At 44.4% G+C, this 24,341-nt stretch carries 24 protein-coding genes; 2 read left to right on the top strand and 22 right to left on the bottom strand.

Annotated features, from left to right (window positions below; translation table 11 throughout):
• Positions 1-34: 34 nt before the first annotated feature.
• The 5 genes from CE058_RS10240 to spoIIID form a co-directional block, all read right to left on the bottom strand.
• Positions 35-304, bottom strand: coding sequence for a DNA-directed RNA polymerase subunit beta (locus tag CE058_RS10240; RefSeq protein ID WP_159346421.1), 270 nt, complete (start codon positions 302-304; stop codon positions 35-37).
• Positions 305-322: 18 nt separating this feature from the next.
• Entirely contained in the window at positions 323-1,150 is an 828-nt protein-coding gene (locus CE058_RS10235) for a flagellar hook-basal body protein (RefSeq protein WP_163142360.1), read from the bottom strand.
• A 34-nt stretch (positions 1,151-1,184) separates the two neighbouring features.
• Positions 1,185-2,024 (bottom strand): flagellar hook-basal body protein, encoded by an 840-nt coding sequence (locus CE058_RS10230; RefSeq protein ID WP_163142357.1) that lies wholly within the window; start codon positions 2,022-2,024, stop codon positions 1,185-1,187.
• Positions 2,025-2,230: 206 nt separating this feature from the next.
• Positions 2,231-3,232 carry a rod shape-determining protein gene (gene mreB / locus CE058_RS10225; RefSeq protein ID WP_048007967.1) on the bottom strand — a complete coding sequence of 334 codons (1,002 nt, stop codon included), beginning with the start codon at positions 3,230-3,232 and terminating at the stop codon, positions 2,231-2,233.
• Positions 3,233-3,750: 518 nt separating this feature from the next.
• Complete coding sequence (spoIIID, locus tag CE058_RS10220) at positions 3,751-4,023, bottom strand: sporulation transcriptional regulator SpoIIID (RefSeq protein WP_009332173.1); 273 nt, start codon at positions 4,021-4,023, stop codon at positions 3,751-3,753.
• 691 nt (positions 4,024-4,714) lie between these two features.
• Here spoIIID and CE058_RS10215 point away from each other — a divergent pair.
• A complete protein-coding gene (locus CE058_RS10215) occupies positions 4,715-5,347 on the top strand; it encodes a LysM peptidoglycan-binding domain-containing protein (RefSeq protein ID WP_163142354.1) in 633 nt (210 codons plus the stop codon).
• Positions 5,348-5,436: 89 nt separating this feature from the next.
• Here CE058_RS10215 and CE058_RS10210 read toward each other — a convergent pair whose 3' ends face one another.
• The 7 genes from CE058_RS10210 to spoIIQ all read right to left on the bottom strand — a co-directional run bounded on the left by CE058_RS10210 (position 5,437) and on the right by spoIIQ (position 12,684).
• The gene (locus CE058_RS10210; protein WP_163142351.1) at positions 5,437-6,102 is read right to left on the bottom strand and encodes a 3'-5' exonuclease; all 666 of its coding nucleotides are present in this window, start codon (positions 6,100-6,102) and stop codon (positions 5,437-5,439) included.
• Between the two features lie 18 nt (positions 6,103-6,120).
• Positions 6,121-8,028 (bottom strand): DUF294 nucleotidyltransferase-like domain-containing protein, encoded by a 1,908-nt coding sequence (locus CE058_RS10205; RefSeq protein WP_163142348.1) that lies wholly within the window; start codon positions 8,026-8,028, stop codon positions 6,121-6,123.
• On the bottom strand, positions 8,009-9,679 hold the full coding sequence (locus tag CE058_RS10200) for a sodium:solute symporter family protein (protein WP_095243263.1): 1,671 nt from the start codon (positions 9,677-9,679) through the stop codon (positions 8,009-8,011). The genes CE058_RS10205 and CE058_RS10200 overlap by 20 nt, the downstream gene beginning before the upstream one ends.
• A 91-nt stretch (positions 9,680-9,770) precedes the next feature.
• Positions 9,771-10,073 carry a DUF4212 domain-containing protein gene (locus CE058_RS10195; RefSeq protein ID WP_035328377.1) on the bottom strand — a complete coding sequence of 101 codons (303 nt, stop codon included), beginning with the start codon at positions 10,071-10,073 and terminating at the stop codon, positions 9,771-9,773.
• Positions 10,074-10,221: 148 nt separating this feature from the next.
• On the bottom strand, positions 10,222-10,404 hold the full coding sequence (locus CE058_RS10190; protein WP_048008002.1) for a hypothetical protein: 183 nt from the start codon (positions 10,402-10,404) through the stop codon (positions 10,222-10,224).
• Between the two features lie 296 nt (positions 10,405-10,700).
• A complete protein-coding gene (locus CE058_RS10185; RefSeq protein ID WP_048007962.1) occupies positions 10,701-11,306 on the bottom strand; it encodes a pyroglutamyl-peptidase I in 606 nt (201 codons plus the stop codon).
• A gap of 448 nt (positions 11,307-11,754) precedes the next feature.
• The gene (gene spoIIQ, locus CE058_RS10180) at positions 11,755-12,684 is read right to left on the bottom strand and encodes a stage II sporulation protein SpoIIQ (protein WP_163142345.1); all 930 of its coding nucleotides are present in this window, start codon (positions 12,682-12,684) and stop codon (positions 11,755-11,757) included.
• 143 nt (positions 12,685-12,827) lie between these two features.
• Here spoIIQ and CE058_RS10175 point away from each other — a divergent pair, with 143 nt between their 5' ends.
• Positions 12,828-13,247 (top strand): VanZ family protein, encoded by a 420-nt coding sequence (locus CE058_RS10175; protein ID WP_163142342.1) that lies wholly within the window; start codon positions 12,828-12,830, stop codon positions 13,245-13,247.
• A 33-nt stretch (positions 13,248-13,280) separates the two neighbouring features.
• On the opposite strand, the gene spoIID is transcribed toward CE058_RS10175, so the two are convergent.
• From spoIID to nuoI, 10 genes are all read right to left on the bottom strand, one after another.
• Positions 13,281-14,312: a stage II sporulation protein D gene (gene spoIID, locus CE058_RS10170; protein WP_163142339.1), complete on the bottom strand. Its 1,032-nt coding sequence runs from the start codon at positions 14,310-14,312 to the stop codon at positions 13,281-13,283.
• Positions 14,313-14,738: 426 nt separating this feature from the next.
• Positions 14,739-16,049 carry a UDP-N-acetylglucosamine 1-carboxyvinyltransferase gene (gene murA / locus CE058_RS10165; protein ID WP_048007958.1) on the bottom strand — a complete coding sequence of 437 codons (1,311 nt, stop codon included), beginning with the start codon at positions 16,047-16,049 and terminating at the stop codon, positions 14,739-14,741.
• Between the two features lie 33 nt (positions 16,050-16,082).
• Positions 16,083-16,823: a YwmB family TATA-box binding protein gene (locus CE058_RS10160; RefSeq protein ID WP_163142336.1), complete on the bottom strand. Its 741-nt coding sequence runs from the start codon at positions 16,821-16,823 to the stop codon at positions 16,083-16,085.
• 272 nt (positions 16,824-17,095) lie between these two features.
• Positions 17,096-17,347 (bottom strand): DUF1146 family protein, encoded by a 252-nt coding sequence (locus CE058_RS10155; protein ID WP_035327878.1) that lies wholly within the window; start codon positions 17,345-17,347, stop codon positions 17,096-17,098.
• 285 nt (positions 17,348-17,632) lie between these two features.
• On the bottom strand, positions 17,633-19,153 hold the full coding sequence (gene nuoN / locus CE058_RS10150) for an NADH-quinone oxidoreductase subunit NuoN (RefSeq protein WP_163142333.1): 1,521 nt from the start codon (positions 19,151-19,153) through the stop codon (positions 17,633-17,635).
• 6 nt (positions 19,154-19,159) lie between these two features.
• Entirely contained in the window at positions 19,160-20,677 is a 1,518-nt protein-coding gene (locus CE058_RS10145) for an NADH-quinone oxidoreductase subunit M (RefSeq protein WP_163142330.1), read from the bottom strand.
• Positions 20,674-22,542 carry an NADH-quinone oxidoreductase subunit L gene (nuoL, locus tag CE058_RS10140; protein WP_163142326.1) on the bottom strand — a complete coding sequence of 623 codons (1,869 nt, stop codon included), beginning with the start codon at positions 22,540-22,542 and terminating at the stop codon, positions 20,674-20,676. The genes CE058_RS10145 and nuoL overlap by 4 nt, the downstream gene beginning before the upstream one ends.
• A 147-nt stretch (positions 22,543-22,689) precedes the next feature.
• On the bottom strand, positions 22,690-23,004 hold the full coding sequence (gene nuoK, locus CE058_RS10135; protein WP_035327883.1) for an NADH-quinone oxidoreductase subunit NuoK: 315 nt from the start codon (positions 23,002-23,004) through the stop codon (positions 22,690-22,692).
• Positions 23,001-23,522, bottom strand: coding sequence for an NADH-quinone oxidoreductase subunit J (locus CE058_RS10130; protein ID WP_048007953.1), 522 nt, complete (start codon positions 23,520-23,522; stop codon positions 23,001-23,003). The genes nuoK and CE058_RS10130 overlap by 4 nt, the downstream gene beginning before the upstream one ends.
• Positions 23,519-23,938 carry an NADH-quinone oxidoreductase subunit NuoI gene (gene nuoI / locus CE058_RS10125; protein ID WP_035327886.1) on the bottom strand — a complete coding sequence of 140 codons (420 nt, stop codon included), beginning with the start codon at positions 23,936-23,938 and terminating at the stop codon, positions 23,519-23,521. Before nuoI ends, CE058_RS10130 begins: the two co-directional genes overlap by 4 nt.
• Positions 23,939-24,341: the final 403 nt, after the last annotated feature.

Below are 24,341 nucleotides of genomic sequence, written 5' to 3'. Positions count from 1 at the left end.
AAAAAGAAGGGTTTTGAGCCCTCCTTTTCATTTTCTATTCTTTTTCCACCAGTTCAACTATATGCATCCAGGTGGACTTTGAAAAAATATCCTTTACTTCGCCGCCGCCAATGACACCATACCCGACCGCGGCTCCTGCCGTAACGCTCAGGAAAATTAAAAGCACGACAATAATAATCCGAAGCCAGATCGGAATGAGACGGATGCGAACCCGCCCTTTACGCGGTGACTCATCTTTGCTGCGTTCATTTTTCAGTTGTTCACGCGTCTTGACTGCTTCTTGATTACTGTTGTTTACTGACATTTTATTTCCCCTTTTTATCTAACGTATTCCATTGACCAGTCCCATCATTTGATCAGCCATGGAGACGGATCTGGACTGAAACTGATAAGCCCGCTGGAGGTTGATCAATTCTGTCATTTCCTTGGACAAATCCACATTGGACTGTTCCAGGGAACCCTGGGCCATTCCAATCTGTCCGCGAAGTGCACCGTTCAGCTCTGTAAAAATCCCCTCGCCGTCTATTCCATCCGGCAGGCCAAGAAGATTATCGCCTTTTTGCTCCAGGAATTGAGGCTTGTTGATCAGAACCACTCCAAGATTGAATTCCTGGATGGCACCATTGGATGCTTCTGCCAAAAAGCTCCCTGTATCAGTTAGTTTAAAATTTTTAGCCTGTCCATTTATTATAATCGAATTATTATTTTCATCAAGAACCGGCAGTCCGTCCGCTGTCACAAGCATGGTCTCATTATCTGAAACCGGTGTTAAATAAAAAGCGCCTGCTCTGGTAAAACGCACTTCTGCTCCATCTTCTGTCTGCTCCAGCACACGGAAATACTGGCCTTCCTTTGTGATAGCAAAGTCGAGCGGCCGGTCTGTTGCCTTTAACGCACCCTGCATCATGACGATTTGGGACTGTGCCATCTTTGCGCCCACGCCCTGCCTGATGCCTGCCGGTGTCAGTCTTCCTGCCTCGGCAGCCGGATTCCGCTGATTATTGAACTGCTGAAAAAGCAAATCAGTAAAATTGGCTTCCCGTCTTTTAAAGGCCGCTGTATCAATGTTGGCCACATTATGGCTGACAATATCCATCTGCTTCTGCAGCTGGGCGAGCGTATTTGTTGCCGTGATCATCGTTCTGTTCATTGTTTATCCCCCTTAGCGGGTCTGCCGCAGGTCTTTACCCGATCCGCCCGATTTCATTTGCGGCTTTTTCCATACTGCGGTCATATGCCTGCAGAACCTTTTGGTTTGCTTCAAAAGAGCGATAGGCGGCCATCATATCCGTCATTGTACGGGAAGCATCCACATTGGAACGCTCCAAAAAACCCTGCTGAAGCTTGAATTGGACATTCTGTGCATTATAGGCATTTTCGAGGATGCTCTCTTCTGTCGCTGCATAAAGTCCGTCGCCTTCTTTTCTCAGACTTTCGGGATTTTGGGCAAAAGTGATGCCTAGTCTGGCTGTTTCACCCGCCTCACCGGTAATCACACCATCTTCACTTACTGTTAAACGGTCACTGGAGAGCTGAATCCGCTCACCCGCATCATCTAAAATATATAATCCGCCTGCTGTCGTTAAATAGCCCCCGGCATCGATGGTAAAATTCCCATTCCTCGTATAGCGGGGTTCGCCGTCGTTTCCAGCTGCGTTATAAAAAACAGTCCCTCTTAAGCCTGTTTCCGGATTCACCGGCAAATTAAGATCCAGCAATGCCAGGTCAGTACCGAGGCCAGTTTCCTTCATATCTCCCTGCATGAAGGACGGAAGCGTCTCCTGCATATAAACCCCCGTAGTCAGTCTGCCGACTTCATTATTAAAAGGAAAGTTTAGTCCATTTTCAGTCGGCACGGTCTGCTGGCCCATGCGCTTGAGAAGCATTTCCGGAAAAGACCTCAGGCTCGTCTGATCTGCTTTAAAGCCGAGTGTATTAGCATTCGCCATATTATTTGTCAGTACTTCCGTTCTCCGCTGCTGTGCAAGCATTCCGGAAGCAGCCGTGTAGAAACCCCTAAACATCTTTTTCACCTCTATTTATTCCGAACAATCTTTTCTAGCTCTATTATAAAAAACTTTCCGACAATAAACATTAAAAATTTGAAGAATGGAGTCAGATTTTGAAAAAAGCTGTACCTTTTTTTCATCGGCTGAAATGGAAAAATGTTTACAGATAAAACCTTTCAGATGAGCCTAAAAGAAAAACCCGCCAATGGCGGGTCCCTAAGTTATACAAGCTTCTTCTTCGGAAGCTTATCAATATTATCAAGCATAATGCCAGTTCCGACAGCTACGCAATCCATCGGATTTTCGGCAATTAAGACAGGGACTTTCAGCTCTTCCGCCAGAAGCTGGTCGATTCCGTGAAGAAGTGCGCCGCCTCCTGTTAAAATTACCCCGCGGTCAATGATGTCTGCAGACAATTCAGGCGGTGTGCGTTCCAGCACGCTTTTAGCAGCCTGGATGATGACATCAACGGATTCTGCCAAAGCACCCTGAACTTCCTCTGACCGAACTGTAATGGTTCTTGGAAGACCTGACACCATGTCGCGGCCGCGGATTTCCATTTCTTCGTTTTTGCCGCCAGGGAATACAGTCCCAATCGTTACTTTAATGTTTTCAGCTGTTCTTTCGCCGATTAAAAGCTTGTACTCTTTTTTGATGTATTGAAGAATTTCGTTGTCAAACTTATCTCCGGCCATTTTTATGGATGAAGACGTCACAATGTCTCCCATTGATAATACCGCGACATCCGTTGTTCCGCCGCCGATATCGACAACCATGTTACCGCTCGGCTGGAAGATGTCCATGCCTGCTCCGATAGCTGCAACCTTTGGCTCTTCTTCGAGGTAAATCTTTTTGCCGCCGCTTTTTTCAGCCGCTTCCTTGATCGCTTTCTGTTCAACACCTGTCACATTTGTCGGGCAGCAGATCAGAATGCGCGGCTTTGATAAGAAGCCTTTAACATTCAATTTGTTGATAAAATGCTTCAGCATCGCTTCTGTTACATCAAAGTCGGCAATAACCCCGTCTTTTAGCGGTCGGATTGCCACGATGTTCCCCGGCGTACGACCAACCATGCGGCGTGCTTCTTCTCCTACGGCCAGCACCTTGTTTGTATTTCGGTCAATTGCCACTACCGATGGTTCATTCAGCACAATACCGCGGCCTTTAACGTGGATTAGCACGTTGGCTGTTCCTAAATCAATCCCAATATCCCTAGCAAACATTTCTTTTTTTCCTCCTTGCAACATGGCCAGCTTCTGTCCGCACCTTTGAAGGCTCTCTCTATTTAGGCATTCTTAAAGCGAACTTCGCTTATTAATTTTTAGTTAGATGATCAAATCATTATTCGCAACAGCAGTTCAAGCCACGCAAAAAAATCAGTTCTTTAATAAAAGAAATGATTTTGCCTGGCGTCTCTTTAGGAGTCCTAGTCTTTACGAACCAAGTTCTATCCTAATTTTATATTTTATCACATTCCTTGTGAAAGCAGTAACATTTTGACAGAATTTGTGAGACTTTTTGCGGGTTTTTGTCGAAATGGGGAAAAGGATGCAGGCGACTTGAAAAGGGGCTTAAATCCATAGAGCAAAGCCAAGGTTTCAGGCTATGGAAACAGCTTATGAGCTTTTAGCCCCCGGAGCCGCAATTGAGGTTCATGTACAGCTTTGAAAATTAGCCGTGACACTTTTTAAAATGGCAGTCTTTAACCTTTGACGCCTTTATCGGCGCCATTTGTTTCATTTCATTTAACTGGCTCTTCTTCCATTTCTTCTTTTTTATACTTCATTTTAGTGGCTTCACCGCCGCGAAGATGGCGGATCGATTTATGATAATCCAGGATTTCCTTTACTTCGTTTGCCAGTTCAGGATTGATTTCAGGCAGTCTTTCCGTCAAGTCTTTATGGACTGTACTTTTGGATACGCCAAACTCCTTCGCGATTACGCGAACCGTTTTTTTCGTCTCCACGATATACTTTCCAATCTTGATAGTTCTCTCTTTGATGTAATCGTGCACACCACTCGCCCTCCCCAATTTGGATGTGAGAAGTGTGAAATGAGACTCGCTTTCTGTCTGGATTTCAACTGTATTCCGCATGGATTCCTGATTAATTGAAGTTAATCGTACATGCGCCTGAAATGCTTGCTTTCAGTTTGCGATAATTAAACATGTCCTCAACATATTCATTAGTTTAGTAAAACGATCCCTCACCTCATACATTCTCTTTGTAAGGTTTGTAACAGTTTATTAGCTTGGTTGAGGGAATATGCACGAAAAACGCAATAAGGACAAGGTTTTGTTTAAATTTTTTGAAAATAGGACATCTGGAAGTCAAAATAAGAAATGTTTTCAAAAAATTCTATGGGGTATTTAAAAAATAAGCAGTCTAAAGACCAGTGACAACTTTCCTAATTTCAATTGTTCCATGGATAAGATCCAGGACTTTCCCCGCACATTCGACAAAATTCTTCATTCCCTGTTAATTCATTTCGATGTCAGCAAACTATTTCATTTGCAGCAGATAATTGCATATATCTAGGAATTACCGAGCGCATTGAACTATATGGATTTTCGGAAACAAGGGAAAAGAGCCAGGAACTCCTCCCTATTGTGAAGCGGATCGTTATCCCGTACTATTTTTTTCGGAAAACAATTCATTTAATTGGTTATGAAACCATAATATTCCAAAGGATAGGATGAATATAGAATGCTAACACGCAAGGAAAGAATTCAAAATGATAAAAGAAAGAAGATGAAAGCTAGAGGAATGACGGCAGCCAGCACTGTTTTTGCGGCAGTAATTGCGTCAGCCGGTTTTAGCGCTTCAGCAAAAGAAGCCCAAGCTTTGACAGGATTCTATAAAGTGAAGCAGGGAGATACCTTATACAAAATCACCAGAGAACATGATATGACTGTTAAAGAATTGAAAGCGGTTAACAACCTTAAGTCTGACAAGATCCAGCCCGGCCAAAAATTGGAGGTTCGGATTGAACGACATACAGAAGATTCCTTTGAGACAGCCGTTTATACCGTGGTGCCTGGCGATACACTTTGGGGAATCGCAAAGCGCTACCGTATGAGTGTCAATGAACTGAAAACATTGAACAAATTAAAAAGGGATATGGTCCTCATCAATCAAAAATTGACCATTAAAGGGGATATTTCCAGAACAAAGGCAGTCATCACCGGTGCTGCAGACAATTTTACGGTGGAATTTAAAAACGGGGATGATTATTTCACATTAAAGGTACCGTATGGGACAGCAACGTCTTATCAGAAAATGTCAGGAAAAGAAATCCTTGTGGTTTACAAGGACGATGCTCTGATCAATATTCAATAAAGGGATGGAAAGCCGGATTCAGCCGGCTTTTCCTCGTTACCCACATCAACCACCCGCTCATCAACATTCCAACCACATATGTCTGACGCTTAATAATGCAGTGACCTCATTTGACTGTCAGTTGCTTTAATCAACTCCCCCCAGGTTTTATGGCCCCTCTGCTGAAATTGATAAAGCAGCTCAACAAATAGATAAGCGGTCGTCAAAGCATCCCCGGCGGCACGATGCCGGTCATAAATGCGGGTGCCGAATGCCATGGCATACCTCTCAAGGTCGCGCATATCGCAGGACGGAGCGATAAAGCCAATCAGATCCAGCGTATCAATGGTCAGGAAATTTTTTAACGAAAGCTTTTCACGTTTACATTCACTTTTAACAGCCAAGGCATCGAAGCTTACATAATGCCCAATCAGGCATACCGCCTCCCTTGATTCGACATACTCAAAAAAGCTCTGAATAGCTTCCAAGGCCTGCGGGGCATCCTTTACCAGCTCATCGGAAATAGAGGTTAATTCTTTTATTTCCCGAGAAATTTGTCGTTTTGGGTTAACATATGTCTGAAAAAGGTCCTTTTCCTGCACTTGAAATCCTTTTACCGGGACGGCGCCAATTTCAATGATCCGGTCTGCCGCAGAAACCTGAAATCCTGTTGTTTCCGTATCAAAGACAATAAAATTCAGGTCTTCCAGGGGAGTGGATAACGGAATAGTTTCATACCTTAACGAACATGACACATTTTTTCTGAGAAAAAACATACCAGCCTCCTTTTAAAGCTATAATGAAAATCTTGCAACTGCCTGGCTCTGCAGCTCCTTTAAGGTCTTTAAGCTTAGAATCAATTCTTCTTTTTCACGAGTAAACATTCTGGAAAATGAGACAACGGAAGATGGGGCGGCACCGTTTTGTTCCTGCTGCCAGCGCTGGGTGACATACAACGTAAGTATAGTGCTTACAGACCCTCTCAAATCGTGTGCAAACTCCTTTGAGAATACCTGCCTTTCCTGCAGAAAATCTATTTTTTCAAGCGGTGTGCCTGATAGTTTCCCATGCATTAGGGACAGTATCTGCAGACTATGGTGATAGGGAAATAAAACTTCTTTTTTCATATCCATGCTTTTGCGCTGCAGCTTAAATAGGGACCTGAGCGGCTGATCCAACGTGGGAATAGGATGTTCCCTTTCAAGGTGTGCCAGCCGGTACAAAAAAATTCTGGACCTTTTCATCTGCTCCTGAACCATTGCTTCAAATTTTGCATTGAGCCCTTCACTCCCCGCAATGAACCGATAGGAGAAAAAGTTTTGCGCTAACAATAAATTGTCATTAGTGGATTGAAGCATCCAGGTTCGCAGCCGCTCCTCCCATACTGCCAGCGATCCCCGCCATTTCTCCTCACTGCACATCATTAGACCTTTGCACCGTGCGTAACCTGCACTCTCCATGTTAGAAGTGATCCTTTTCCCAAGCTCTTCAAAAAAATCGCCTGCTTCCTCCGATTGGCTTTCATAAACCAGGAAATGATCCTGATCTGTGAGCATGAACTGCTCTCCACGGCCGCTGGAGCCCATATGATAGAAAGAAAATTCGCATGGCTGCTGCAAGCCTTTTTCCCTCAGTTCAGAAATAGATAGTGCTACAATTCTGCCGCTCATGCGATCGTATAGCTTTGTAACGATCTCAAGCATTTTTAATATAGGAACACGATCTTTTATTAAAGAATCAATTAACTCATAGATGCCGGTTTTCACTTGCGGAAGGCTATCCCGATCGGCTTTTTCAATTTTTTGAACGGTCTTTATCACATTCTCATTTTTCTTTCTCAGCAAATCTGATAATGTCACAACCCCTGCGACCTTTGAATCTTCCATTACGGGCAGGTGTTTTATTCCCTTAAAAAGAATCAGTGAAAGGGCGTCATAATAATAAGCGGACCGTGATATCGTGACTGGACCCGCTGTCATGATGGTGCTTGCTGGAGCAGTTATATCTGCCCCTTCAGCTGCCACCCCTTCCACAATGTCGCTTTCCGTAATAATTCCTTTTAAGCTGTCCTTTTCTATAACGAGAACTGAACTAATCTTTCTGTTAAGCATGAGCCGGGCAGCTTCCTGAATGGTTGCAGCAGTGCTGACTGCGGCTGCCTCACTGCTCATGACATCCTGAACCCGGATCATGAATGCATCGTTTTCCCCATAATCTGTCGCAAGCTTGACCTGTTCTGCAAGTGATGTGTATACATCCTTCAATCTGACGGCTACCTGAGTCAGCAGGTAATCATGAACTGCGGGATCATCCCATCTTTTTCTCACCACTTCAAACGGAATGAATATGGCTCTTACCTCACTGGAAGCCTTGACTTCAACCAGCTCTCCCGGGGTCTGTTTGGAAACACCCAGGAAATCAGCGAGGCTGGAGAATCCAATCAGCTCTCCTGTTTGGACCACCTCGAGCACTTCCTCCCTCCCGCTGTGATCGTTTTTCACTAATACCTCTGAAAGACCTTCTAAAAGGAGCAGAAGGCCTTCACGCGGTTTATTTTTTTTCAGGATCATATCATTCTTTTTGTAGTGGCGTACTTCACACATGGCTAGAAGTGAAAGGGCCGTGTCAGATTCCACCCCATGAAAAAAGGGGTGAAACCGCACAGCCTCCAAATTGTACAGGTTATACAGATTTTGATCCATCATCGTTCATCCATACTTCACCATCTTTATATACCATTTGCTCCGGATAGCGAAGATCCATAACTTCCTCCTGAATTTTTTGCGAAGGAGCAGCTGTCATTAGAGAAACAATGATATTAGCTGCAAATGCAGCTGTAGCACCAAACACGCCGGCACCTGTATCAATGATTCCCAGGATTGTAAATCCGCCATATTTAGCTGCAAAGATGTACGCCAAAGTAACACCTAACCCGACCAGCAGGCCGGCAATAACACCCTGTGAGTTTGAACGCTTCCACCAGACACCCAGAACGAGCGCCGGGAAGAATGTCCCTGTCGCGAGCGCAAATGCCCAGGCAACAATTTGCGTAATGGCTCCTGGCGGGTTAAGCGCGATCACGCCGGCCAAAAGAGTGGCGATGACAATGGACCAGCGGGCAACGGAGAGACGTGTTTTTTCAGTTGAATTCGGTTTTAGCACCCGGTAAAAAATATCGTGAGCAAATGCGGAAGAAATCGCAATCATCAAACCTCCGGCCGTTGATAACGCAGCAGCCATTGCCCCTGCTGCCACCAGACCGATGACAAACATCCCAAGATTGGCAATTTCAGGTGTCGCCATAACCACGATATCATTCGAGATAATGAGTTCCTTCCATTGCAGGATGCCATCGCCATTGCCATCCGCTACCTGAAGCTTGCCTGTATCCACCCAGGTTTTCGTCCAGGCTGGCAGCTCCGTAATTTTGCTTCCGGCAACCTGTGTCATTAAAATGAAACGGGAGAATGCAGCGTATGCTGGTGCAGACAGATAAAGCAAGCCGATGAACAGCAATGCCCATGCTCCCGACCAGCGGGCTGCCTTCATCGTTGATACCGTATAGAAACGGACAATAACGTGCGGAAGTCCTGCTGTACCAGCCATGAGTGTAAACATAAGGGCAAGGAACTGCCACTTCGTTCCATTGGTGAATGGCGCAAAGTATTCAGAGATCCCAAGCTCCCGGTCGAGTTCACCCATTTTTCCGACAAGTTCACCATAGGAAATCCACGGCATAGGGTTCCCTGTTAATTGCAGTGCCATGAAAATGACCGGAATTAAGTAAGCGATAATTAAAATGACATACTGAGCAACCTGCGTCCAAGTAATCCCCTTCATGCCTCCGAATGCAGCATAAAAGGCAATCAGAACGACACCGATCATGGTTCCAAGCTTTGCATCAATTTCAAAAAGACGGCCAATAACTACTCCGGAACCGGAAAGCTGGCCAATCGAATAGGTGAAGCTGATGATGATTGTACAAAGGGCTGCAATCACTCGTGCAGTATGGCTGTCAAAGCGGTCGCCGATGAATTCAGGAACCGTGTAGCGGCCGTATTTCCGCAGCTGTGGTGCCAGCAGGAAGGTTAAGAGCAGATATCCGCCCGTCCAGCCCATAATATAGGCAAGACCGTCATAGCCCAGAAGCATGATTGTTCCCGCCATCCCGATAAAGGAAGCGGCACTCATCCAGTCAGCACCAATCGCCATTCCATTGAAGATCGGCGGCACTCCGCGGCCGGCAACATAGAACTCAGAAGTTTCTTTTGCCTTATTGTAAATGGCTATGCCAATATACAAAGCAAATGTAGCTAAAATGATAGATAATGAGACCAAAAACTGTGTATCCAAGAACATCCCCCTTTTTTTCGATCGATTTTTTGACGCCCCTTTTCTCTCTCTGTATAGCGGAAGCTTGAACAGCCGCTCATTTTTTCGTTAATTAATGATCAAGAACTTTTCCTGAACTGATTTGTTCATTTTTGTTTTCATCAATTCCATATTTCCGGTCAATCGCATCTCCCATTTTTGCATTAACAAATAGCAGAATGATAAATGTCAGTACTGCTCCCTGTGCGCCCATAAAGTAATGGAATGGGAACCCGTTAATGGTTATATCACTTAATGGTTCTGCAAAGAAGACCACGCCAAAAGAGGCAAGAAAGCCAATAGCAAAATAAATGATCATATTCCGAGTCTTTTCACGGAAATAACTGTCCGCTACTTTTTTATCGATTTTCTTCAAAACTCCACCCCCGGTAAAAATGATATGTTTGCAGTTTTAATTTTGATGAAAAGATATTATTGGTCAGAAATCACTCCTTATATTGCGATATGTGCAGCCGAATCGCTGCTATTTTACCGGATCCATTTTCCGGATCCGGACAAAACCATTACCTTAAACTGAAAATAAATTTGACTGTATCCATGAAAGGTGCGGGAACAAGGATGATTTGAACGAGGAAGTAAGCAAAGATGGATAGAAATGGGACTGCCAGGAAGATTGGCCTTTTCTTCCTTAAAGCAAGAAAAAGGCAAGTACCTGTAATGATCATCATAGCCAGTAACGGAAGCAATTCGGTTTCCCCCTTTTTAGAAAGCGCTGTCATTTTCCTGCTGCTTTCCGCTTTAAGTTTTAAAATAAATACTTCATTTTCTGATTTCATTTAATTTTAAGAAAATTCATACTTCATTATGTACAAAAATCTTTTTCAGGTCAAGTACATGCTGGAAAAAAATATAAATATTTTTGAAAGACTTTGATATATAAGGTTTTTTCAGCAAAAATAGTTGGTGAAGGCTTTAGGGTATTAGAGGAAAACACTATAGTAATAATGAAAAATGTCCAGAAAAAAAGAGCCAATCCGGCTCCTTAGTCCAATTCTTTTATGATCAGCGTAATTGCCTCCAGCAGGTCGGCATCTGACCAGCTTGCCATGCTTTTTTTACTGGCAGCCGCCAGTGCATGGGATGCAGGTATGTGCACAAACCCCGCTGGTATTTCAGTGTTTGTCGATTTTAGCAGGTGAAGCACGGAATACATAACGTTATTGCATAGATAAGTTCCCGCTGTGTTTGAGATTGCTGCAGGATATCCTGCTTCCTTAAGTCTATTTACCATCCGCCGGATCGGCAGGGTGGAAAAATAGCCATCGGGACCACTTTCCTCTATCAGCTTGTCTTCAGGTGCGACTCCGCTATTATCCGGCTCGCCGTCCTGGCAATTGATCGCAATTCTCTCAGGAGTGATGGCTGTCCGCCCGGCAGCCAGCCCGAGAGAAATCACTGCATCCGGCTTCTTCCCGGCCACTTCCTCTACTATTTTCTTTGGTGCGAGATTAAAATCAACCGGCAGAAGATGTCCTATAATCTCATAGTTTCCAACCGTTTTGCCATCTAATGCATTCACAATCTTTTCTGTAGGATTGATCGGAAAATCAAGAAAAGGTTCAAAACCGGTTAACAGCAGCTTCTTCATGTCTTCTCCCCCTGTATAACACTTCGTTTATCGAAATATTATACAGGATAATGGCAGAATTGTCGAAATAATGTTTATTCGAAAAAAAACAGGGTGGTGCCTGTCAAAAGAAAAGCGGAAGCGCCTTGCCCACGAACGAACGCAGACTAAGAACGCCACGTCCTCCCAAATGCTGCCGCTTTCGGTCGTGCGATGTATCGCTGCCGTAGCTTTCCTTGTCCTGTGGCAACGTCTGCATGACCCCCATCCTCCCAAAAGCTGTCGCTTTTGGTCGTGCGATGTTAAGCTGACGAAGCTTTCCTTGTCCTGGGGGCCTCACCTCGAGGGGGTAGGCGCTCCTCCTAAAAGCTAACGCTTTTAGTCCTGCGATGTTTATGCTCCCGAAGCGTCCCTTGTGGAGCTAGACATCACCAAAAAAGAGCCTGCCATTTTGGCAGACTCCCTATTATTATGCGTCTGTTGATTCAGTTGCAGTGTCTTCTTCAACTTGGTCGTCAGTTTGACCTTCGTCTTCAGAAGTTCCAGCTGGGTCTTCTTCTGTATCAGCAGATTCGTCTTCGTCCGTATTTCCGGCATTTTCATCTGCAGATTCTTCAGAGGACTTGTCCTCAGAAGGAGCAGCCTCATCATTTTCTTCAGTTGCACCGCTGTTTTCTTCAGCATCTGCTTTGTCAGCTGTGTCAAGCTCCTGTAAAGAGCTTAGCGGCTTATTGAAGAAATCAAGCGGATTGACCGGTGTTCCGTCTTTGCGGATTTCAAAGTGTACATGTACGCCTGCTTCTTCATTAAACAAGCTTTCGCCTGCCTTTGCAAGGACATCACCTTGTTCTACCTGGTCGCCAACCTCAACATTCATCTCTGTAACAGATTGATATTGTGTTACAATTCCTTTGTCATGCTCCACTTCAATGACATTACCCAACAGTGAATCTTCTTCTACCTTGGTAACTTTTCCGCTTAATGCAGCAAGGACATCAAATGTTTCCCCATCCTTAGTGGCAATATCAATACCTGTGTTCGGATGGTATGTGTTATTGTAAAATACTAGAGCAGCTTCCTGTTCTTCAGCCTTGCCGTCATAGTCATAGAATTGTTTTTGAATGACAGCAGAGTCTGGGTCTTTGACAGGCATTACGAAGTTTTCCATTGCACGGTTAACTTCCAATGCTGGCTCGTCGTACTTTTTGCCGGTAATATCAGTGGCTTCATAATCGTAGCTGTCAGTGTCTGTAGCGTTGTCGCTAGTCTGGTACCAAAGAACACCGGTTAGAATGATTGCTGCACTTGCAATGTAGATTGCTGGGAATGCCCACCGCTTTTTCATAAAGCGTTTAAAGCTGGAATCTTGAGAAGATCGTTTCTTTTCTTCCTCTCTCATTTATCATCACCTCAGCAATCAGTCTGAACAGATTGAGAGGATTATATACATTTCTCAAAAAAAATTTTTTGGGCTTATTTTTCGACAAACGTTTTTGGATTATGCATGATCTGAGAAAATATTTTTAAAGGAGTTACTGAAGAATGGTTAAGTGGATAATACGGGTGCTGCCTTTCCTGTATATGGCGCTAATATGGATCCTGTCCAGCATGCCGGCTGATGCTGTGGTGGAGCTGCCGGATTTGGCGGTGGACCGGTTTATAAAAGAATCTATGCATCTGATTGAGTTTGGTATTTTATATGTTCTTCTGGTTCTGGCAGCGTTGACTGCCGTTAAGCTGACGCCGGGAGTGAATATTCTTTTGGCTATTTTGGCGTGCTTCTACGGGATTCTTGATGAGATCCATCAGTCATTTGTACCGTACCGGTCTGCGACTGTGATTGACGCTGTTAAGGATATTACAGGTGTGGCGGTGTGCTGGTATTTTATCAGCAGGGCTCTTTTTTATGGGCGGTTTGACAGGCTTGGTAAGCTACTTGGTTTCTTTAAAAGGGCAAAATAAAAGAGCTGATTCTCTATGAACCAGCTCTTTCGTTTATTTTTTAGCCGTTACTTTCGTCAGCAGTTGGTCAGAAGCTGCAATTTCCACCCCTTTATAATAGTGGGCAACGATTTCTTTGTAGTTCTTTCCTTCAGCTGCCATGCCATTTGCGCCGTATTGGCTCATGCCGACTCCATGGCCATAGCCCTGGGTGTTGATAATGATATTGTCACCTTTGCGCTCCCAGGTAAAGTCTGTTGATTTCAGGCCCAGTTTCTCTCTGATGTCTTTTCCGCTGACTACTTTCCCGTTAATATCCACTTTTGAAACCCGCTGGCCGGCTGTTCGCTCAGTCACTGTGCCGATGGTGCTGTCATTTGGAAGCTTCACACCCAATTTCCTTTCAAAATCCTGTACAGTGAATACCTCTCTGCCGTTAAACTTAGGAGACTGCAGGTCCCATTTGCTTTCTACACTTTTTAAATAAGGTACGGAATTTGGCCAGATGGCTTCGGAATTTTCGGTAAAGCCGTTGCTTGTTGAAAAGAAGGAAGCTGTTATCGGCGAGCCGTCAAAGGTGAGGATCTGGCCCCTTGTTGAGTTTACGGCATCTTTAACCTTTTGAATTTTCCATTTGTAATCTGATCCCCAAATTTGCTTAAGTTCACTTTCACTTTTATAAACCTGGTGGGTTACGGTATCATACACTAATGCCCCTTCAGGAAGTTCCACGCTATCTTTGTTCATCATTTGTTTCACGATAAAGGTTCTTGCCGCCAATGCCTGCGCCTTTAAAGCTTCTTCTTCAAACTCGGCCGGCATTTCCGATGCTACCACTCCGACAATATAATCTTCAAGCGGTACCGTCTCCAGCTTTTTCTGTGCAAGGCGGTAGACTCCTACCTCTATGGCTGGCCCTTGAGGAATTTCTGCCGCCGTCTCTTTCTTGGCATCAGTTTTAAGCTCCTCACCAAGCTTCCCGCTGACATTTCCTTCTGTAAAAGGAATCACAAGCAGGGAGGGAACGATGAGTGTGACGGCAAACAACAGTGCGGCTAGTACGATGAAAGGATTGAATTTTGTCATGTTTTAAGCCTCCATAGCAAATAAATAATTCGAACTCAATTCATGTTTATGGCTATGGACAAGCTAATATGACAATAGATTAATATTTGCTTCGGAAGTTGGGGGAAGGTGCAGAATAGGGGTAAATTTGCTGGTTTATTACTTAAAAATTTATTTCTCCTCTTTAAAGCAGTAGATTTCCAGCTATTTTAACAGTGAATCCCTATGTCTTTTCTTTATGTGTGCGGATAGGGACAATTTATGTGCGGATAAAATTATTTATGTGCACAATCTAAATTGATTGAGCGCTCCATCGAAAAATAGCATAGCAAAAACCGCAGAATCGATTTGTCAGTCCTCTGACAGCTCGATTCTGCGGTTTCAGTTTGAAATGCGCGCAAGGCGACTATTTTGACGACTCTTAAAGGCCGCCTTGATTGGCATTATTTATGCGTTCATGTCAGAAACAAGGCCATTATTAACAGATGTTTCTTCCACTTCTGTCACACGTTCGATATCTGCTCCCAGTCCGGCAAGCTTTTCGTGGAAGTCCACGTATCCGCGGTCAAGATGCTTCAGCTCTGTTACGCGTGTTACGCCTTCTGCCACCAATCCAGTAAGGATCAAAGCTGCAGCTGCACGAAGGTCTGTCGCAGCTACTTCTGCGCCCTGCAGATTGCTTGGTCCGTTCATGATCACAGAACGGCCTTCAATTTTAACATCGGCGTTCATGCGGCGGAATTCCTCCACATGCATGAAACGGTTTTCGAATACAGTTTCTGTAATCACACTTGTACCCTGAGCGTGAAGCAAGAGGGCCATCATTTGTGATTGCATGTCTGTCGGGAATCCAGGATGAGGCATTGTTTTAATATCAACGGCCTTCAACTTGTCTGGACCCATAACACGGATGCCTTCAGCTTCTTCAATGAAGGTAACACCCATTTCTTCCATCTTGGCGATTAATGAAGCAGAATGCTCAAGTACAGCACCCTTTACAAGAACGTCTCCGCCTGTAATGGCAGCTGCCACCATGAATGTGCCTGCTTCAATGCGGTCAGGAATGATGTTGTGCTCTGCACCAAACAGTACGTCCACACCTTCAATGCGGATCGTGCCCGTTCCTGCTCCTTTAACTTTGGCACCCATTTTATTAAGGAAGTTAGCCAGGTCCACAATTTCAGGTTCCTTAGCTACGTTTTCCAAAACCGTTGTGCCTTTAGCCAATGTTGCAGCCATCATAATGTTTTCCGTAGCACCAACGCTAGGGAAATCGAGATATATTTTTGCTCCGTGCAAGCGGCCTTCAGGTGCTTCCGCTTCAATAAAGCCATTACCAACCTTTACTTTTGCACCCATCGCTTCAAAGCCTTTTAAATGCTGGTCGATCGGGCGGGAACCGATTGCGCATCCCCCTGGCAATGCCACACGGGCACGGCCATTTCTTGCTAATAAAGATCCCATGACTAAAACTGAAGCACGCATTTTGCGTACATATTCAAATGGTGCTTCTACCTTCAACTCTCGAGATGCATTTACTGTTACTGTATTATTTTCAAACTCCACTTCGGCGTTTAAATAGCGTAATACTTCATTAATAGTATATACATCGGAGAGTGTTGGGACATCACGAATTACGCTTTTGCCATCACTTGCTAACAGTGTTGCGGCGATAACCGGTAAAACAGCGTTTTTTGCTCCTTCAACTTTGACAGTACCGCTTAACCTATTTCCGCCGCGGACGATGATTTTATCCAAAGTGTATTCCCCTCCGCGTCCAATTTCTCTATATTAATATTCAATCGTTATGATGGGTGTGCCAATAACAATGTTTGTCTTGGCGCCCATTCCATTTGTCCGTAATCCAAGCTGCATGTTCATTCCATTGCCATTTGTCTCAATGAATTCACCAAAAAGCGGCGAATTTGCTGATGCTGAAATAAATTGGTCTTCTTTTAATGCTTCTATTTCTGTCGCATTAAAAGCGTCCAGTAGCTGACTTGCAGTATCAGGCAAAGACTTATTAATCTTATCATTGAATTCGCCTTGGATACAAGAGAAAATTGTGGCATTTCCTCGAAAAATGTCAGAAATCCTACTATTTAGTTCTGCAGCCAGTTTGCTCTGTTCTTGTTTCCACCCCTGACCTTTGGCCTCATAAATCACATACGTCTGAACTTGACCATTTGTGGGGGTTGATAAAATTTTTACTGCTTCTGACTGAGCATCTGTCTGCTTAATAATAGCTTTTGCTTCCCATGATTTTTCTGTTTTTTGAAAGCTCCATTCCCAATCAGGATATTGAGACTGCAGTTCATTAGTGAATGCTTTTACTTCCTGAAGGTTTTGGTTTTCCATTTTTTCTCTCGCATGCAAAGTCCAATCTTTGATTAAAATATTCTCGCCCTGTAAAACCGAGGCCATCGTTAACAGGTCAAGCTCCCCTTTGGCTACAGTCGTCTTATTCCCAATGTTTATCATCATGAAACCAATAATGGCAATAATAAATAATGTAATGAATGATTTTTTCATCTGTAAACTCCTCCCCTTAGTACCATTGTTACCAAGGACAGAGTGAGCATACTTGGGAATTGTCGTCACTTTTTGACAAACTGAAAAGGCTGCAAAATCACTGTTATTTTCGATGTTTTTTTTGCTTTTTTATGCATACTTTGAAAACCATTTCACAAGATAGTATGTATGCAGGAAAACAAGCAACAAAAAGATTTTACTCAATAATTGTCAAATTGAAAACATGTATGAAGACCTATATTTATAAAAAATATGGCTATCATATACAGCACTTAAAGAAAGGTGATGTTCTGCAGTATAAGCGGAAGCTGCTGGGACCATAAAAGATAATCGAGAAAGAAGTTGCTGACGGAAGATCCAATTACAATTGAAAGCAGAACATACAATACACGTGCCTGAAAAACATGATTCGCCCGCAAAAGGGTTTCAAACCGCAATGCCTGAAGCGCCCACCAGGCCAGCGCAATAAACACCAAATGAGACATAATGCTGATGAGTGCCTGCTGCCCAAATCCTGATATCATCTTCTTCCCTCCTTTAATTCATTGCCACTTCGCTTACCTGCTTTGTGCGCTACAATACCATTTGACGTTTATACTATCAGGTAAGTTTCATGACTGGATATTTTTTGAAAATTAAGTTTCTTTCTTTTTCGCCGTTTATTAGTCTATTATATCGAATTGTCGAATAAACCCGAAGTCTAAACCAAGGCAAACAAAAAAGAAGGGGAGATTTCCCCCTCCTATTTATACCCCTTTTGTCCCCTATTTCGTAACAGCTTTTTAAAACCCCCATTTTAAAAAGCTTTTTTATTGAAAGAAATCAGTAAACTGATTGAAATTGCCCTGCAGGAAATCAAATGCGATATTTGGTGCAATTCCGAACAAGATGGTGGCTGCCAGGCTGATTGCGATAACAGCTGTTAAAGCCGCTGGAATCTTAACTTTTCCTGTATCAGCATCAGCTGCAGGCCTGAAGAACATTTGCACCATGACACCGAAATAGTAGAAGTATGAAACGACTGTTGTGGCAATCATAATTGATACCAGTACATAATGGCCTTCATTTGGCACTAATGCACCCATAAAAATGTTCAGTTTGCCAATAAACCCGGCTGTCCCCGGAATACCTGCAAGTGACAGCAGGAAGATAGCCATTGCGATGGCCAGGAACGGTGTGCGGCGGTAAAGCCCGGCAAATTGGCTGATATCTTCTGAACCCGATTTATGTGTCACATGCTGGATAATCGCGAAAGCGCCTAGGTTCATGAATAAGTAAGCACCGAGGTAAAACCAGAGCGTATCAAACATGAATAGTGACATGCTCGCAATCACAACCAGCAGGTAACCGGCCTGAGCGATGCTGGAATAAGCAAACAAACGTTTAATATTCCGCTGTCTTAGCGCAATCAAGTTCCCAATAATCATCGTGGCTCCTGCCAGGAAGGCAATGTAATCCTGAAGAGCCAGGATCATCGGAAGCCCCTGTACATCACCGGATGGCGCATTCGCAAAGATTGAAAACAGAATGCGGATAACAATGATGAATCCGGCTGTTTTGGAAACTACGCTTAAAAAAGCTGTTACAGGCGTAGGTGCACCCTGGTACACATCCGGCGCCCACATATGGAATGGCGCTGTAGCCAATTTAAAAGAAAGTCCCACCACGATCATAAAGAATGCAAGGCCTAACAGGTAAATATGCTGTTCATTATAGATGGATGTCAAAAATCCGGACATTTCCTTTAAGTTCGTAGTTCCAGTTAAACCGTATACATAACTCATTCCGAACAAAGTGATCGCTGTGGCAATACTGCCGTTGATCACATATTTCATGGCCGATTCGTTTGAATGCAGACTTCTTTTTCTCATGCCTGCCAAAATGTAGGACGAAATGGAAAGAAGCTCAAGCCCTACAAACAGGGTGATTAAATCTCCGCTTGAAGACATGATCATTGCCCCAAGCAATGCAGCCATGAACAGATAGAAAAATTCCCCCCTGAATTCTTCCAATCCTTCATTCGGCTCATAGCCAATGGCAATCAGCAGTACCATCGCAGATCCGATTAAGAGCAGCAGCTTAAAAGCTTTTGCAAAGGAATCAAGCCTGAACGTATCAAATAAAATGGATTCCGGACTATGCCCGATAAGGCCCAGTAAGGAAACAAGAGCCGCGAGTATTCCGGCAAAGCCGACCCAGCCGAGAATTTTTCGGCTTTGGGATTTCGGCATAAACAAATCCATTAATGAAAGAGCGGTCGCAACACCAAGGATGATGAACTCCGGCGTCATTATGCCCCATTCATAAGATAATAATGTTTCGAGATCCATCCATCATCACCCTCCTATCCCAAGCATGATCGTTTCAAGTGTTGAGGTCAGCGGTTCGCTCAGCACACTTGGATAAACACCAATCAGGACAATTAAGCCGACTAAGACCAGGACAGGCACGAACTCAAACTTTTTCATATCCGTTATGCCGGCAAAGTCCCGATGCGCTTTGCCGTATGTGATACCCAGTACCGCGCGAAGCAGGTAAACAGCTGTCATAATGATTCCGATTGTACCGACTGCAGCGAGAATCGGCATTTCTTTAAACAGGCCAAGGAAGGCCATAAATTCACTCACAAACCCTGACATGCCAGGAAGGCCAAGGGAGGCCATGGCCCCAGCAAGAAGGAAGCCTGCCGTAATCGGCATCCCTTTTGCCAACCCACCGAGATTTTGAATATTGGAGGTTTGAAAGCGTTCATAAAAGACACCCACAAGGAAGAATAATAGTGCTGCGATTAAACCGTGAGAAACCACCTGGAAAATCGCTCCCTGAATTCCTGCCTCATTTAATGCTCCTAATCCGATTAAAACGATTCCCATGTGGGAAATAGAAGAGTAGGCAAGCACCATTTTAAAATCGGTCTGAACAAACGCCAGGAACGCTCCATACAGTAAATTCACGACTCCAAGGACAGCCAGCCATACAGCAATGCTTTGGAATTGCTCAGGAAATATTCCCATTCCGAAGCGGATTAAACCGAATGCCCCTATTTTCAAAAGCACTCCGGCATGCAGCATGACGATTGATGGCGGAGCTTGTACGTGGACCCGCACCATCCAGCTGTGCAGCGGGAAAATTGGGAGCTTCACACCAAATGCAATTAAAAGCGCAATCAGCATGCCCATTTTCATATTTTCAGAGATTGGCGCAACAAGCTGCGGATTATCCGCGTTCATTGCGGCCATCAAAGCATCAATATTGGCTGTGCCAGTACGGGCAAACAGTACCATAATGACAATCAGCAGAACAGCAGATCCAAGCCCGTTATAGATCAGGAAGCTGTATGCAGCATTTTCTTTTTCATAGTAACCCCATTTCCCAATCAGGAAGAAGGTCGGAATTAATGTGATTTCAAAGAAAATAAAGAAAAGAATCAGGTTTTCAGCGGCAAATACACCCAGCATGCCGACTTCAAGCAGCAAAAACAGCATGAAGTAGCCCTTCCATTCCTTTTTAATATGAATAGAAGCAATCGCTGCAAGTGTAGAAAGTACAGCTGTCAGGACAATCATGATAAGTGAGAATCCATCCAGCCCCAATTCATAATCAATGGAAAAAAGATTTCCAAGCTGGCCGGAATCGCCAAACTGAATCCAGCTTACTTTTTCATTCAGCTGTTCAAGGCTAGCACCTGCCCGGTATTGAAAATAGGCGATCAGCGCCAATACCAGCGCAGGAAGCGTGGCCAGGAAGCCAACTGTCTTGATCAATGATTCCTGCGTTCTCGGCAGGAAAGATAACACTAAAATACCAAGCAGCGGGGAGAAAACTAAAATGGATAGAAAATAAGCTAAGTTCATTTTAAGTACCCCCCTGTAAACGCATAGATGACAACTAAAATAGCCAGGCCGACAAACGCCACTGTTCCATACGTCTGAATCTGGCCATTATGGAATTTAGAACCAAGTTTTCCGAGAGCAGATATGATTCCAGTTACACTCTTTACAAGGCCTTCAACCAGGAATACTTCCAGGAAGCGCAGGAATGAGCTGATGAATTTCGCCCCATTCACTACGGTCAGCGAATAGAATTCATCGATATAGTATTTATTGTACAGAACGTTGTATGAAAGCGGCATTCTGCTTGTCAGCCAATCGCGTGAAAGTGAGCGTTTGCCGTACATTAGCCAGGCAAGGAAAATTCCAAGCAGGGATACTGCAGTTGCAACAATCATAATCCAGGCAGGCCCTTCAATATGGCCATGGCCAAGGGCATGGTTATCTTCTACCAGCCAATCACCTAGAAATGTTCCAAACCATGGTGTATTCACATATCCAGCTACTATAGCCAGAACCCCAAGCACTACCATTGGCAATGTCATAACACTTGGCGATTCATGAACATTTTTCATTTCACTTCTTGCTTCACCAGTGAAAACCATAAAGAACAGGCGGAACATATAAAATGCCGTAAAGAATGCGGCAATTACCGCAAGCCAGAACAGCACCGTGTTCCCGTGTGCCCAGGCAGCGATTAAAATTTCATCTTTACTGAAGAACCCTGAAAATAATGGCACACCGCTGATCGCCAGTGTTCCGATCAGGAACAGAGGGCCGGTTACGCGCAGCTTTTTCCACAGACCGCCCATATGTTCAATGTTCTGTGTATGAACGGCATGGATGACACTTCCTGCTGCAAGGAACAGCAAAGCCTTGAAAAAAGCGTGCGTCATTAAGTGGAACACGCCGGCTACATATCCGGCAGAACCCAGTGCCAGCATCATATAGCCGAGCTGGCTGACGGTTGAATAAGCGAGTACCCGCTTTATATCCTTCTGAACCAGGCCGATGCTTGCTGCAAAGATGGCTGTGAAGGCCCCAATGACAGCAACGGTCATCAGTGCTGTTTCACTTGCTGCAAACAGCGGGAATAGCGCCGCCACTAAATACACACCTGCCGCTACCATTGTCGCTGCATGGATTAATGCGGAGACTGGCGTCGGCCCTTCCATTGCGTCAGGAAGCCATGTGTGCAGCGGGAACTGGCCCGATTTTCCGACAGCCCCTACAAAAATAAGAATCGCTGTTAATGTAATCATTGTGCCTGAAATGGCACCCGCTTCAACTGCTGCAAAAATCTCATCATACTCAAAGCTGCCAGCCTGCCAGAATAATAGAATCATTCCGATCAAAAGGCCGACATCTCCAATACGCGTCATGATAAATGCCTTTTTGGCCGCAGCCTTTGCTTCCTCTTTGTAAAAATAGAAACCGATCAGCAGGAAGGAACCAAGTCCGACAAGCTCCCAGAAGAAATACGTCTGAAGCAGATTAGGCGAGATGACAAGGCCCAGCATGGCAAATGTAAATAACCCTAAATAGGCATAGAAAACAGGAAAACGGTCATCCCCCTGCATATAGCCTTTCGAATACGTATGTACCAGGAAACTGACAAGTGAAACAATCACCAGCATCAGTGCATTTAACTGATTAACTTCAAAACCCGCTGTTAACTGAACATCCCCTATAGTCAGCCAAACGCCTTCTGCTTTATAAGTTGGTGCCGAAAACCGGTCAAATAGCACCAATAAGGAATAGACAAGCGATGCCAGGGTAAACAGAATCCCAATATAAGCACTCGCTTCTTTTAGCCGTTTGCCGAATAAAATAAGGAACAAAAACGATAAAAGCGGGAAAAGCGGTATGATCCATGCATTCTCCATCATTATCACAATCCCCTTTTTTGAACACACCCTAGAGCACGGCGTGCCAGATTGGGACCTTATGAACAGGTCCTTTAAGGCGGGAGCCACTTATGGCCGCCTTTTCAATTCTCTATTCTCAGCCAGCGCGGCTGCATTTTTACAGTATATTTAGTGCTTCATAGCATCCATTTCATCAATGTTAACGCTCTTTTTGTTACGGTAAAGTGAAATCAGAATTGCTATTCCTACTGCCACTTCTGCTGCGGCAACCGCAATAACAAATAGCGTAAAAATCTGTCCGGTAATGGACGGTGTGATGCCATATTTACTGAATGCCACAAGATTAATATTAACCGCATTCAGCATCAGTTCGATTGAGATCAGGACAATCACAGTATTGCGCTTAGTCAAAGCACCATACAGACCGATGCAAAAGAGGATTAAAGCCAATGCCAGGTAAGCTTGAACGGGAACTGTACTCATTCCTTTTCTGCCTCCTTTTCATCGTCTTTTTTAGCCAAAACAACGGAACCAATCAAAGCGACCAATAATAGGACAGATGTTACTTCAAACGGAATAATGAATTTTGAGTAAAGCTCAATTCCGATTTGCTCTGTATTATTGACATGAAGGTCATTCGGCGCTGACGGCAAATCAAGGTTATAAATTCCGATGTAGACCGCGAAAGCAAAGCCAAGAACCCCCACGAATACTAACAGCTTACGCCAGCGGCCGGTTTTAGGCTCGCTTGTGTCGTTATGGCGCGTCAGCATGATCCCGAACAGCATGATGATGGTAATCGCTCCAGAGTAAATCAAAATCTGGACCGCGGCCAGGAATTCAGCTGAAAGCAGCACATAAATTCCGGCGATGCTTACAAATGTAAATACAAGAGCGACAACCATATGCACAACTTTGGTAAGGTTTAATAAAAGCACGCCGCCGATGACCGCAACTAAAGCTAGAGACATAAACGCTAAAAACTCACCTGAAAACGTCATGCTTTATTCACCTTCCGTATATTTTCATCATTTTCATCGAGCCATTCAAGGTTTTTAAACAGCTCATCACGGCTATATTCCGCCAGTTCAAAATTATTGGTCATGATAATCGCTTCGGTTGGGCATACCTCTGTACACAAGTCGCAAAGGATGCAAATTTCGAAGTTGATATCATAGGTATCAATGATTTTCCCCTTTTTGGCAGGGTCCGGATGTTTTTTCCCTGTCAGCTCGATACAATCGGTAGGACAAATATTTGCACACTGATTGCAGACAATGCATTTTTCAGGGTAAAACTTTTGAATTCCCCTGAACCGGTCCGGAAGCGGAAGCGGCTCATTCGGGTAATCATACGTTACCTTTTTGCGTGTCAGGTTTTTAAGGGTATACGATAATCCTTTCGCTAAACCAAGCATGTTTTTCACCCCTTGTTAAGAAATGCGTAAAGCTCCCGCTTATAAGGAACGCAGTCTAAAACCGCCACGTCCTGTGGCAACGTCTGCATGACCCGCATCCTCCCAAAAGCTGTCGCTTTCGGTCGTGCGATGTTTATGCTGACGAAGCCTTCCTTGTCCTGCGGGCCTCAAGCATAAGACGAGCCGGCTAAAGGGTTGTTTTTTAACCTTTTGGACGGATTGGCTTAGACCCGAGAGCCGATGGCGCCTGGAGCTGGACAATTTCAGAAATGCGGAAGCGCCTTGCCCACCCCCGACAAGCACAAGACGAGCCTCACGGAAAGGCGTTCTTTGCCTTTCTGGAAGGATTGCCCGAAATGTGGAGGCGACTGTCCTTTCAAGGAACGCAGACTAAGAGCGCCAC

Source organism: Bacillus sp. 22-7, from assembly GCF_010628845.1.
Classification (GTDB): Bacteria; Bacillota; Bacilli; order Bacillales; family Cytobacillaceae; genus Cytobacillus; species Cytobacillus firmus_B.
This window is presented reverse-complemented; position numbering and strand designations above follow the sequence as displayed.